This window comes from Poseidonibacter lekithochrous, from assembly GCF_018861145.1.
Lineage (GTDB): Bacteria > Campylobacterota > Campylobacteria > Campylobacterales > Arcobacteraceae > Poseidonibacter > Poseidonibacter lekithochrous_A.
Map to the genome: position 1 here is coordinate 320,771 of NZ_JAHKQT010000023.1, position 13,206 is coordinate 333,976.

The window sequence follows — 13,206 nt, forward strand, 5'->3', positions numbered from 1 at the left end:
TTATAGTATTGAAGACACAAGTAGTTGTGTATATGAATGTTGTGGATCTTCTAAAACTTGATCTGTTAATCCACGTTCAACTATTTGACCATTTTTCATTACAACTGTAATGTCTGTTAAGTGTTTAATAACACCCAAATCATGTGAAACTACAATCATTGCAAAACCAATTTCATGTTGTAATTCTTTTATTAAATCAAGAATCTTAGCTTGAACTGATAAATCAAGTCCCGTTGTAGGTTCATCTAAAAGTAATATCTTCGGATTTGAAGATAATGCTTTTGATATTTGAATTCTTTGTTGTTGTCCACCTGAAAAATATTCAGGATAATCATCAATTCTACTTACTGGGATTTCTGTTTTTTCTAAAAAGTACAATGCTCTTTTTCTTATTTCATCATACTTTTTATTTCCACTCATAATTACTTTTTCAGCAATATTTCCACCAGCTGAAAACTTGTAGTTTAATCCTAATCTAGGGTTTTGATAAATCATAGACATTAAAGAGTTTCGTAAATAAGACAGCTCATTTAAATTTGCATCTAAAATATTCTTTCGATTTCCTTCCTTATCTACAAAATCTTTTACAAAAATATCACCAAGACTTGCTTTTTGATCTTGATAAATTAATTGTAATAATGTAGATTTTCCAGAACCACTCTCTCCTACAATTCCTAAAACTTCACCTTGTGATAAAGTTAAATTTACATTATTAACTCCAACTACACTTTTACAAGAAGGACAAATTGAACTGTTGACATTGGCCCCTGTTTCTTCTAGACATTTTGGGCAGAATCTACCAAAAACCTTAGAAACGTTTTTCATATCAAGTATCATATATTTTCCTTACTTTCTAAATTTGTATCACAAAAGTCTGTATCATTACAATAATAATGTATATCTCCATTATCATCATAAACTTCATCTAAAAAGCTATGTGAACTTCCACATCTTGAACAAATTTTATCATCAAAACTTTCTACTTTAAACTCTCTATCTTCAAACTTTAAAGGAACAACTTTTGTATATGGTGGAATAGCATATATCTTTTTTTCTCTTCCTGCTCCAAAAATTTGTAAGGCTTTACAATTATTCAATTTTGGTGTGTCATATTTGGGAATAGGACTTGGATCCATTGCATATCTATTATTTACCATTACTGGATATCTATTTGAAATTCTTGAATCTCCAAATTGAGAAGTGTCTTCATATAAAAGAACCCAAAGTTTTGAATAATCAGCATTAGCATGAAGTAATTTTGCTTTTGAAATATTTGGTTCAACTGTTTCTAAAATATCGGGCATTGGAACTTGAAATACTAAAGTTTGATTCTCTTCTAAATGTATTTCAGGAATTCTATGTCTTGTTTGTATAATAGTTGCATCTTTTGTACTTGTTGTAGTCTCTACATTGGTAACTGATGATATAAAGTTTCTGATGTTTACAGCATTTACAGAACCATCACAACCTTGATCAATTACTTTTAAATTATCTTCTTCATTTATAATTGCAAGTGTAACTTGAAGACCACCTGTTCCCCACCCTCTTGCAACTGGTAACTCTCGTGATGCAAAAGAAACGATATACCCAGGAATTGCAATTGCTTTTAAAATAGATCTTCTAATTTCTTTTTTAGCTTCTTCATCTAAAAATGCATATCTCATTTTGCTTCTCCACTTTCATTTTCTTCTACATATTTTTGTGCTGATTTAAAGATTTGATAATCAGTTTGGAAAGTCACATAATGTGGTAATTTAAAATGATTTGTCATACCAAAAGACTCTATTCCATCTAAATGATGCATAATCATGTCAAAATCTGCTGCAACAACATGTTCTCCACCAACTGAATAATGTGAATTATAAAGTGATAAATCAATCATAGACATAGATATAGCTTTTGTTTCATTCTTCCCAAAACAGAAACCAAAACCTGTTGTTAGTTTTGTATCTCCATTTTCATCTTGATTAAATGTTCCAACGCATTCAACACTAGTTGCTTCAATACTTCCAATTTTCACTTCTTTTTTAGTAAAAGGATGAGTAAATTTAATATCTAATTCCCCAATTCGCAAATCACCAATAGTAGGATGAATATCTCCATAACCTCTCATTGTTGTATATCCTATACAAAGTAAAGAACCAGATTCTCCTCTACTCATAACTTGTAATACTGCTGATCTTGGATATGGTGCATTTGGATAATTTCTAGTAATATCCCAAGTTTCATCTTCTTTTGGTAAAACTTTTATCAAATTATCATTACGTAAAGGAGTTAATGCTGATTTAATTATATTATCACCATTTGAATATTCTTCAATATCTACATCTTGATTTTTCAAATCAAGTAATAATTTAATCTCATAATCATTTGATGGCCCTAATAACTGTCCACCTTCAATATCTTTAAAGGCAGATGAAATTTTTCTACTTAATCTCATATCATTTACGTCAATTTGATTAGCTATTCCTATTCTTTGACAAGAACTTCTATGTGCTCGTAAGAAAAAAGAAGCATTTAATAAATCCCCTGCACTTCTTTTAATAGCTTTTGCAGCTAGTTTTTTAGAATATAAAGAACCTTCACTAATTACTTTATCAATTGAAAAAGTTAAACCTTCAATAAGTTTTTTATCTTCAATATCATTAGCACTTGATGTTACATCATCATAAAAATGTAAGGAGTTTTTTATTGCTTCTTCACCGCCTTTAATTGCATAGTAAGCCATTATAAAATCTCCAGTTTTGTTGTTCTTGATATTGCTAATAGCTCATTATTCTCATTTAAAAAGAAGACTTCATTTCCTAGGGGAAAATATGAATTTTTTTCATTAAATGAATTTACAAACGATTTATTAATTGGCAAAGAAATATCTTTTTTTTCATTAATACCAGGTCCTGTAAGTCTTACTTTTAACCCATCAAAGTTTTTACATTTAAAAATATAAGTACTTGAGTGTTCAGGATCCAATGAAGTTCCTATTTTCCCCTGATTAAAAAGATATTCATTTAATTCATCACAAAAAATATAATCTGCATTTTTTGTATCTGCTTCTTTAGGATTTGTAATTGCTTTAATCAATTCAAACTCTTCTTTACCTTCATAGTAAAAACTAACTTCCGAATAAAGAAGTGTATTTGCAATAGCTAAAAAAGATGAGTCAAAAAGTTCTTCAATCTTTTCTACTTTTCCTGGCATTGATAAAACATTCATCATTAATCTAAAATTTTCTCTATTTAATTTTTCTATATCTACTGATTTCATTTCAAACCTTACATTAAATCAAAAGAGACTCTAGTTGAGTTAACTTTTTTATTTGTATTTTTAATATCTTTTTCTTTTATATTTTTTGCATCTATTAGTAAGCTTTCAATTTCTTCTTTACAAATATTTGCTTCAAAAGATGCATCTAAAACTGCTGTATATAATGATATTTCTTCATTTAAATCCATTACCATTGACCAACCTTTTACTTCTTCAACTTGAACAATTGTAGAAGTTACAAGAACTTCTCCAGCATAAAAGCTTCCGCCTGATATTGGATCTTTTACTGGAACTAGTAGTGTTTGTTCTGTTGCTTGTGTTAAAATCTTTACATTATGATTTTTATCAATTTTTTTATATAATTTTTCTAATTTCTCAATTTGCACTAGTTGTGCTAAATCATTTATCTCTTCACGTTTCATTTTTAAATAAACCTTTTTCTAATTAATGCACTCATTTTGTCTAAAGCCCAAACAGTTAAAACAATAACAATAATAATCGTACAAACATCACCATTTTCAAAAGCTCTCATCTTGTCAAATAAGTAAAATCCAATTCCACCAGCTCCTACAAAACCAAGTATTGAAGCTGATCTTACATCTGATTCAAATCTATATAAAACCATTGATACAAAATGAGGCATTGTTTGAGGTATTACTGCAAATATTAATACCTTAATAAACCCAGCACCTGTTGTTGTTAATGCTTCAACTGGACCTGGGTCAATCGCTTCATTTCCTTCACTTAAAAGTTTTGATAATACTCCTGCTGTATGTACACCTAAGGCTAAAATACCTGCCATTGGACCAAGTCCAACTGCACTTACAAAAATCAAAGCCCAAATAATTTCGTTTATAGATCTAAAAACATTTGATATTAAAGTAGCACTTCCATATATCAATTTTTTTGAAAATATATGAATAGGAGATTTACCTGGAATTAAAATATTAAGTATATTTCTTGAACTCATATATGACAATGGAACTGCTAAAATAATTGATAAAACAAGTGCAACAACTGCCATTTGTATAGTTTCAAGCATTGACAAAGCATAAGTAAATAAATCATCTCTATTTAGATTTGGTGGGAAAAAACCACTATTTTCAATATTTGGATTCCCTCTTATATATTCAAGCATATATTGCCAACCATCAATTAATGAAGTAAAGCTCATTTCTGTATCTTTCCAAGACTGTATAAAAATCAATAAGAAAATGATTATTACTATTGATTTAGAAAAAGAGAATGGATTACTCTGTGCTTTTAACTCGTCTACATTCATGTTTTATTTCCTTGTGATTTAAGTAGGCAAGAAATGCCTACTTTATACTTTGATTATTTTTTCTTTTTTAATTCGTCTTTTAATTTGATTAATTCTCTAACTGGGTTATAAACAGAATCATCTCCTTTAATAAAACCTTTATTCTTAAGTCTTTTTAATCCTTCAGGATCATTGTAAGAAAGGAAAGCACCTTTTAAAGCCATTTTTAAAGAAGTTGGTAAATCTTTTCTAGCTGCAATAGGAGCACCTGGAATTAATTCTGAAGTCCAAAGAATATTGAATTGGTCTTTTTCCCAATGTTTTCCTAAACCTCTATTGAAGTCTAAGTTATTTGTAGATGCTGCATCAACTTTTCCAGCTTTAACAGAAAGAATAGAAGCTTCATGTCCACCTGAGTAAATTACTTTAGAGAAATATTTCTTAGGGTCAATTCCAGCTTTTGAGAACATAACAGTAGGAACTAAAGTTCCTGAAGTTGATTGAGAAGATGTAAATGCCCAAGTTTTACCTTTTAAGTCTGCTAAAGTTTTTAAACCAGAACCTTTTTTACTAATAATTGTTCCAACATAACCTGGTAATCCTGATTCACCATCAACTTCAACAACTAATGCTTCAGCATTTGCTCTTTTTGCAGCTTCTACATAAGATTTTGGTCCTAAGTAAGCAAAGTCAATATGTTTATGTTGCATAGCTGTAATAATACCAGTGTAATCACCTGCTAACTTCATCTCAACTTTAATTCCTAAAGACTTAGAAATATAATCAGTTAATGGTCCAAAATTTTCTTTCATCGAAGTAGAACCAGCTACTGGAATTACACCAAAAACAAGTTTATCTGGCCATTTATCTTGAGCCATCACAGATGTTGTTAAACCTAATACAATCGAAGCAGATACAATTTTCTTAATAAATTTCATTTTAATTCCTTATTTTAAATGTTTTATTATGCTTTTTCATTGTTAGCATATATTTTTTCAACTAACTCATCAGTTAGTTTTTCACTTTTGTCATCAAACACTACCGTTCCATTATTAACACCAATAATTCTGTTACAGTATTCATTTGCATACTCTAAATGATGAAGGTTAGCAATTACAGTTACCCCATAAGTTTCGTTAACCTTCTTCAATATACTCATAATCTTTTTTGCACTCTTTGGATCTAAAGCAGAAACAGGTTCATCTGCTAAAATAATCTTTGGTTCAGCCGCTAACGCCCGTGCAATTGCTACACGTTGTCTTTGACCACCAGAAAGTTCATCACATCTTTTTAATGAATGTTTTGTCATATCAACAATATCCATGTACTCTTTTGCTTTTTTTAACTCCTTTTTTTTATAAAGTTTAATTATTGCTCTTGTAAGAGGAATGTCTTTTAACATTCCACTTATTACATTGTCTAAAACAGATATTCTGTCAACTAAGTTATAACCTTGAAAAATTACTCCAATTTGCTCTCTTAATTTGATTAAGTTTTTCTTTTTAATATTTTCTAAGTCGTAATCCAAGACTTCAAATTTTCCATCAAAAACTTTTATCCCACCAGTAACGGCCATTAATAAAGTTGATTTTCCTGCTCCACTTGGACCAATGATTCCAATGAACTCACCTTTTTTTACTCTTATATTTATATTATTTAATATTTTTTCTTTTTTATAACCTAAAGTAAGGTTTTTCATTTTTATCATTTTTAATTCTCCTAATTAGATTAAATCGACTTTAATTTTTACGGCATCTGCTCTGGAATATGATGTTCCAAATTCAACAAGGTTTCCATCTTGATCTTTTGAGATTGTACTTGCACTTAAGATTGGAGTATTTGAGTGTAAATTAAGTAAAGAACTTAACTCAGCACTTGGATTTAATGCTTCAAATACTGTTGACATTTTTGTTATTTCCATTTTGGGATAGCATTGATTTAGAACCCTATATAATGAGAAAGGTTTCATATCTAGGTGATTTACAATATCTCTAAAAAGATATGCATCAAAGTAAGAATATGAAACAGTTATTGGCAAGTCATTAGCAAATCTAAGAAGTTTTATTTCTATTACATTTAGATTTTTATTCAGACCTAGTTTTTTTGCCACTTCTGCATTTGGTTCAATAATATCAACATTTAAAACTTCAGTAGTAGGTTCATATCCTAAGTCTAATATTCGCTGACTATATGAACTTTTATCAGATATTGAATAAGGGATTTTTATATTAGAGATAAAGTTGCCTTTTCCTTTTAATGTATAAATAACTCCTTCATCTTTTAATAATTGTAAGGCTTGTCGTACAGTATGTCTATTAACATTAAATTCAGAAGCAAAAGTATTTTCTGAGGGTAATTTATAATTAACATTATATTTTTTATTTTCAATATTTTCTAAAATTTTGTTATATAATTTTATATATAATGGTTTATCAAAATTCTTCATTTTTACTTCCTTTATCTTGTCTATACAAGCTGAACGTTGGAAGTATAAAACAGTAGAATTACACTTTAGTTACATCTTGTCTATACAAGTTATAATAGAGGTATAGACAAGTAAAATGAATATTTAGAAGATATAAATTATTATAGAGTTTAGACTGATAGTTATTTAGGAATTTTATTGATTGTTAGTTTAATATAGAATAAGTATTTGAAAGTGGCGACCCCGGCAAGATTTGAACTTACGTCATCAGGAGGAAATCCTGAGGTCCTTGGCCGCTAGACGACGGGGTCATTTGAATGATTGAAATTATAAGTTACTTTGCGTTTATATTTGCTTAAAATATAAGTTCTGGTACTCTTTATATGCAAATTTTACACTTTATTGAAAAGATACTGGTTTATTCTTATTAAATATTAATAAAAATTGTCTTCTTTTAAAGAATGATATATTTTCTTTCTAATTGACTGACAAATGAATTAGCTTTATTTTCTAATAACCTATAGTCACTTTCTAAACTATTTTTCTTTATCCATTTACAATCAATAAAAGTAATAGTTTGTGTATTATAGGCAATAAAATCTATTTCTAAATCCTTATTATTCCACCATGAAGCAATTTTTTTTGGTATATAGTCAAGAAACTCTTCTGGATTGTTTTCTAATACTTCAAAAATATATTTTTTATAAGCACTTGGCAGAAGTCTTTTATTGAAATCAACTTTAATATGCTCTTGTACATTATGAATTTTATTTGATGTTATATTATTTGCATTTGGGTATACATAACAAAACCAAAACTTTAAAAAATTATCTTCAATCTCATATCTACCAAATTTTGTTTTTATTGGATCTTGGTTGATTGGTGTAATTCTATTTATAATCATTAAATCAAGTAATTTTTGCATGTATCGAGTAAGATATGTAGATTTCAAATTAAGAAAACTTGCAATATCACCTATTTTATTATTTCCCATTGAAATTGAATATAAAATAGAAAAATATGTAATAGCATCCGATAAATCTTTCTTTATGATATTCATACCTTCATTATATAAAGAACCATCATATCTAAAGAAATTATTCTTAACATTTGTTCTAAAATCTTTTCTTTCATTGTAAAAAGAAAGATATTTAGGATTTGTACCAAAAGCTGTATAAACGTTCATTTGATCATTTTTTGAAAGGTTTGGGAAAATCTTTTTTATTGTATTAAACCCTAAAGACTTTAATCTTATTTTATTATCTACCTTTTTTGATATTTGCAATATTTCAAAATTATTTGGTAATAAAGAAGAGGTGATGATAAATTGAATATTCATATTTTTTAAATATTTATTCCAATAGTTATTAAAATTTATTAAAAATAGTTTATCAATTTTTATAAGGTTATGGATATCTTCTAAAACTATTACTATTTTATTATTTATTCTACTTTTAGATAAATAATAAAATAAATCATCAAGTGTAGATATTTCCTCATTTTTATTAATATTAAAAAAAATATCTATAGTCTTTTTAAATTCTTTTATCAATAATGAAGCCATCGTTTCAAAAGAAACTAAATATAATGCTTTTTTATCTTTTATATATTCATTTACAAGTGATGATTTTCCTACTTTTCTTCTTCCAAAAATAAAATTTAGAGTTGAATTAGGTTTATCAAAATCTTCATTTAAAAGATTTATCTCATTTTCTCTAGATAAAAACATTATCTGATATTCTTCTTTTTAGTTTTTTCTAGTTTTATAATTCTAGATGCACTTGTTTCAAAGAAATTATTTTTATCTTCGACGATTATATCTGCACTATTTATCGCAAACTCTTTTTCAAAACTTTTCGATGTTTTATTGGCTGAAGTTGAATACAAGATTTTAAACTTATGTATAAAATTATAAAAGTTATTCTCTTTTTTTATTACTCTAAAGGATTTTTCATTTGGATATATAAATGTAGTTTTTTTAGAGTTTCTAACTATTTTTCTAAATTTTTTAGGAACTCTTGTATGCTCTTGTAAAGTCTTAAAAGAGTCAACTGTATGAAGTATTTTTTTTGATTTTGGTCTTTGTTTTATGGCAGAAAGTTTTTCATCATTTGAAGATGAAAAACCAACTGTAGTATCTGTTTGAACTAGATAAACTAGCGATGAATCCATAAAAAAATTTAGTCGTTTAAGAACTCTTGGATAGATTTAACACCTAATCCATTTTTCTTCTTTAACACAGTAATAGATTCAACACAAGCAAGTGCTCCTGAAACTGTTGTTACATAAGGAACATTTTCTTTTAATACTGCTCGTCTAATATTTTTACCATCATCTTTTGATGATTCTTTTCCATCTGATGTATTAAAAGCAAGTGCAATTTCACCATTTGTAATAGAATCTGTAATATTAGGACGTCCTTCAGAGATCTTAAGAACCTTTTCACACTCAATTCCAGCATCTTCTATAGCTTTGTGTGTTCCACCAGTAGCAACTACTGTGAAACCTTCATCAACTAAGCCTTTAGCAATTTTTGGTGCAAACTCTTTATCTAAATCACATAATGAAATAAATACTTTTCCACTTAATGGTAAATCATTTTTTGCAGCACTTTGTGCTTTTGCAAATGACTCACCGAAGCTATCAGAAATACCCATAACTTCACCAGTAGATTTCATTTCAGGAGTTAAAATCATATCTGAACCAGATAATTTATTGAATGGGAAAACAGCTTCTTTAACAGCAACGTGATCTCTTAAAATTGGTTTTAATACACCATTTCCTTCCCATACTAAATCAAAGTTATATGATGATAATGCATCTCTTAAACTTTCACCCCACATAACACGAGTAGCAACTTTTGCTAATGGCATACCTGTTGCTTTAGATACAAAAGGAACAGTTCTTGAAGCTCTTGGATTTACTTCAATTAAGTAAATCTGACCTTTATGAATTGCATATTGAACGTTCATTAGACCAACAACACCTAAGTTAAGTGCCATTGTTTTAGTTTTTGTTTCTAATTCTTTGATTAATTCATCAGAAATTGAGATTGGAGGTAAAGAACAAGCAGAATCACCTGAGTGAATTCCAGCTTCTTCAATATGTTGCATAATTCCACCAATATAAACTTCTTTACCATCACAAATACAATCAACATCTAATTCAATTGCTCTGTCTAAGAATCTATCGATTAATACAGGTGCATCATTTGAAACAGATACAGCTTCATCCATATATTGTTTTAATTCACTAGTTGAGTAAACAATTCTCATTCCTCTTCCACCTAAAACAAATGAAGGACGAACAAGTACTGGGTAACCAATTCTCTCAGCAATTTCAATAGCTTCTTCTACTTCAACAGCAGTACCATTTTCAGGCTGTAATAATCCAGCTTCTTCAACAAATTTAGAGAATTTTTTTCTATCTTCAGCTAAATCAATAACCGCAGCCGTAGTACCAATAATTTTAGCACCTGCAGCAGTTAATGCATTTGCAAGTTTTAATGGAGTTTGTCCACCAAAGTGTACTATTACACCATCTGGTTGCTCTTCTTCAATTACAGATCTTACATGTTCAAAGTCAATTGGTTCAAAGTATAAAATATCTGATGTATCATAATCTGTAGATACTGTCTCAGGGTTACAGTTATACATGATAGTTTTAACACCCATTTCATTTAAAGCAAATGAGGCATGAACACAACAATAATCAAATTCAATACCTTGTCCAATTCTGTTTGGACCTCCACCAATAATCATAACTTTCTTTTCAGCTGATTGAGGTTTTGCAACTTTTGGTAATTTAGTAATATTTGTAGTTGAGTAAAGGTATGGAGTTAAAGCTTTGAACTCAGCAGCACAAGTATCAACTTCGTTGTATTCTAAGTTTACATCTAAAATTTTTCTAGCTTTATAAACATCTTCTTCTGTTTTACCAATAATTCTTGCAATCATAACATCAGAGAAACCGTTTGTTTTTGCAGTTCTCATAGCTAATTCATCACTTAAAATTGATTCAGTCATTGAAGCTTCAATATTATAAATTTCTCTAAATTTAGTTAAGAACCATGGGTCAATTGCACAAAGATCAAAAATCTCTTCATTTGTAAGACCTTGTCTCATACCATCCATTACATATAATGCTCTAGAATCATTTGGTCTTCTAATCTCTTTTTTGATTTGTTCCATATCTGTAGAAATAGAATCAAAACCACAAAGACCTGTTTCAAGTGAACAAAGTGCTTTTTGCATAGATTCGTTAAATGTTCTTCCCATAGCCATAACTTCACCAACTGATTTCATTGCTGTTGTTAATGTAGAGTTTGCTTTAGGGAATTTTTCAAAAGTAAATCGAGGAATTTTTGTAACAACATAATCAATTACTGGTTCAAAAGAAGCCGTAGTACCTGTAATATCATTTTCAATTTCATCTAAAGTAAATCCAACTGCTAAAAGTGTAGCAACTTTTGCAATAGGATAACCAGTTGCTTTACTTGCAAGTGCAGATGATCTTGATACTCTTGGGTTCATTTCAATTACAATCATTCTTCCTGTTTTTGGACAAATTGAGAATTGTACGTTTGATCCACCTGTATCAACACCAATTTCTCTAAGAATTGCAAAAGAAGCATTTCTCATATCTTGGTATTCTTTATCAGTTAAAGTAAGTGCAGGTGCAACAGTGATACTATCACCTGTATGAACACCCATTGGGTCTAAGTTTTCAATTGAACACACGATAATACAGTTATCTTTTTTATCTCTGATAACTTCCATCTCATATTCTTTCCAACCAAGCATAGATTCCATAATTTCAATCTCGTTAATTGGAGAAGCATCAATACCAGCTTCAGCTAAAGCTTTGAACTCTTCCATATTATAAGCAACTCCAGAACCACCACCTGCAAGTGTAAATGAAGATCTAGAAATTACTGGGAAACCAATATCTTTAGCTACTTTAATTGCTTCTTCAACAGAATAAGCATTTGCACTTTTTGGTAAATCCATACCTATTTTAATCATTGCATCATTAAAAAGTTGTCTCTCTTCACCTTTTTTAATAGCATCAGGATGAGCTCCTAGAAATTGAATTCCTTCAAGCATCCCTTTGTCATACATAGATGTTGCAACGTTTAGTGCTGTTTGTCCACCCATTGTAGGTAAAATAGCATCAATATTTTCTTTTTTGATTATTTTTGCAACCACATCTTCAGTGATTGGTTCTATATAAGTTCTATCAGCAAACTCTGGATCTGTCATAATAGTTGCTGGATTTGAATTAATTAAAACAACTCTATATCCTAGTTCTTTTAATGTTTTTGTAGCTTGAGTACCTGAATAATCAAACTCACATGCTTGACCAATAACAATTGGACCAGAACCGATTAGTAAAATAGACTTTATATCTTCTCTTTTTGGCATAAAAATTCCCCATATATATTTTTATAAATTTGGAGATTATACCTATAAAGTGCTTAAAATTCGGTTATATGAAAGAAAGATGAAATTAAATTATGCAATATTATTAAAGAAAAAGAAGTACTATAAAATAGTACTCCTTTATACTTATGATGTAGGAAGATTAAATCTTTTAGTATCTAAAACACCTTCACTATCAAAAGATAGATAGTATAAAATATCTTTTTTTACAGGAAGTCCTGTAAGATGTCTAATTGCTAAGTTAGCTTGAAGTGAAGCTATATGCATAACTATTGGACAAGCTATTCCATTTGGTTTTCGATCATTTACTTGAAAAACTGCTTCATAAGATGCTTTTTCAAAGAAACAAACTTGACCATGAAACTCTTCTACAGAACCATAAATCCAAGCTTGATTGTTTTTCATGCAATATTCATTTATAGCTGCTCTTGTTGGAAGATTGTCTGTTCCATCAATAACTAAATCAAACTCTAAACCACGCTTTGCAAACTCTTCAAAACTTTCCACATAAGAAGTAACTTTAGTATAGGGACATCTTGATTCAACAAGTTCTTTTAAAACATCACTTTTAAACTTTCCATCATCACCTACTTTAAAACCAATTTGTCTGTGAATATTATGAACACCCACTTCATCAAAATCAACTAAAGCAAACTCCCCTATTCCAGAGGCTCCAAGAGCGATAGCTAAGGAACAACCAAGTCCTCCACTACCAATAATAGCAACTTTTTTATTTGCTAATGAGTCTTGTGTCTCTTCACCCCAAAGCTTTATTTGTCTGTTAAAAAATTCATGTGATTCACTCATAATTTATT

General features: G+C 29.1%; 13 protein-coding genes and 1 tRNA gene. All 14 read right to left on the minus strand.

Translation table 11 applies throughout. The annotated features are described in order from the left end of the window. The gene (locus KO488_RS09725; RefSeq protein WP_216058609.1) at positions 1 to 837 is read right to left on the minus strand and encodes an ATP-binding cassette domain-containing protein; all 837 of its coding nucleotides are present in this window, start codon (positions 835 to 837) and stop codon (positions 1 to 3) included. Then, a complete protein-coding gene (locus KO488_RS09730) occupies positions 834 to 1,664 on the minus strand; it encodes an alpha-D-ribose 1-methylphosphonate 5-phosphate C-P-lyase PhnJ (RefSeq protein WP_216058610.1) in 831 nt (276 codons plus the stop codon). The genes KO488_RS09725 and KO488_RS09730 overlap by 4 nt, the downstream gene beginning before the upstream one ends. Further along, positions 1,661 to 2,728, minus strand: coding sequence for a carbon-phosphorus lyase complex subunit PhnI (locus KO488_RS09735; protein WP_216058611.1), 1,068 nt, complete (start codon positions 2,726 to 2,728; stop codon positions 1,661 to 1,663). The genes KO488_RS09730 and KO488_RS09735 overlap by 4 nt, the downstream gene beginning before the upstream one ends. After that, entirely contained in the window at positions 2,728 to 3,264 is a 537-nt protein-coding gene (phnH, locus tag KO488_RS09740) for a phosphonate C-P lyase system protein PhnH (protein WP_216058612.1), read from the minus strand. The genes KO488_RS09735 and phnH overlap by 1 nt, the downstream gene beginning before the upstream one ends. An 8-nt stretch (positions 3,265 to 3,272) precedes the next feature. Next, the gene (locus KO488_RS09745) at positions 3,273 to 3,686 is read right to left on the minus strand and encodes a phosphonate C-P lyase system protein PhnG (RefSeq protein WP_216058613.1); all 414 of its coding nucleotides are present in this window, start codon (positions 3,684 to 3,686) and stop codon (positions 3,273 to 3,275) included. 2 nt (positions 3,687 to 3,688) lie between these two features. Next, entirely contained in the window at positions 3,689 to 4,546 is an 858-nt protein-coding gene (gene phnE, locus KO488_RS09750; RefSeq protein WP_216058614.1) for a phosphonate ABC transporter, permease protein PhnE, read from the minus strand. A gap of 53 nt (positions 4,547 to 4,599) precedes the next feature. Then, positions 4,600 to 5,463 (minus strand): phosphonate ABC transporter substrate-binding protein, encoded by an 864-nt coding sequence (gene phnD / locus KO488_RS09755; RefSeq protein WP_228319090.1) that lies wholly within the window; start codon positions 5,461 to 5,463, stop codon positions 4,600 to 4,602. 26 nt (positions 5,464 to 5,489) lie between these two features. Further along, positions 5,490 to 6,233, minus strand: a complete 744-nt coding sequence (gene phnC, locus KO488_RS09760) for a phosphonate ABC transporter ATP-binding protein (protein WP_216058615.1) — start codon at positions 6,231 to 6,233, stop codon at positions 5,490 to 5,492. 15 nt (positions 6,234 to 6,248) lie between these two features. Continuing rightward, positions 6,249 to 6,971, minus strand: coding sequence for a GntR family transcriptional regulator (locus tag KO488_RS09765; protein WP_216058616.1), 723 nt, complete (start codon positions 6,969 to 6,971; stop codon positions 6,249 to 6,251). A 214-nt stretch (positions 6,972 to 7,185) separates the two neighbouring features. Then, a tRNA-Glu gene (locus KO488_RS09770) sits at positions 7,186 to 7,261 on the minus strand. A gap of 143 nt (positions 7,262 to 7,404) precedes the next feature. After that, positions 7,405 to 8,679, minus strand: a complete 1,275-nt coding sequence (locus tag KO488_RS09775; protein ID WP_216058617.1) for an ATP-binding protein — start codon at positions 8,677 to 8,679, stop codon at positions 7,405 to 7,407. Beyond that, positions 8,679 to 9,122 carry a Sua5 YciO YrdC YwlC family protein gene (locus tag KO488_RS09780; protein ID WP_216058618.1) on the minus strand — a complete coding sequence of 148 codons (444 nt, stop codon included), beginning with the start codon at positions 9,120 to 9,122 and terminating at the stop codon, positions 8,679 to 8,681. Before KO488_RS09780 ends, KO488_RS09775 begins: the two co-directional genes overlap by 1 nt. 8 nt (positions 9,123 to 9,130) lie before the next feature. Beyond that, entirely contained in the window at positions 9,131 to 12,373 is a 3,243-nt protein-coding gene (carB, locus tag KO488_RS09785; RefSeq protein ID WP_216058619.1) for a carbamoyl-phosphate synthase large subunit, read from the minus strand. Between the two features lie 144 nt (positions 12,374 to 12,517). After that, positions 12,518 to 13,198 carry a HesA/MoeB/ThiF family protein gene (locus KO488_RS09790; RefSeq protein WP_216058620.1) on the minus strand — a complete coding sequence of 227 codons (681 nt, stop codon included), beginning with the start codon at positions 13,196 to 13,198 and terminating at the stop codon, positions 12,518 to 12,520. Positions 13,199 to 13,206 lie beyond the last annotated feature (8 nt).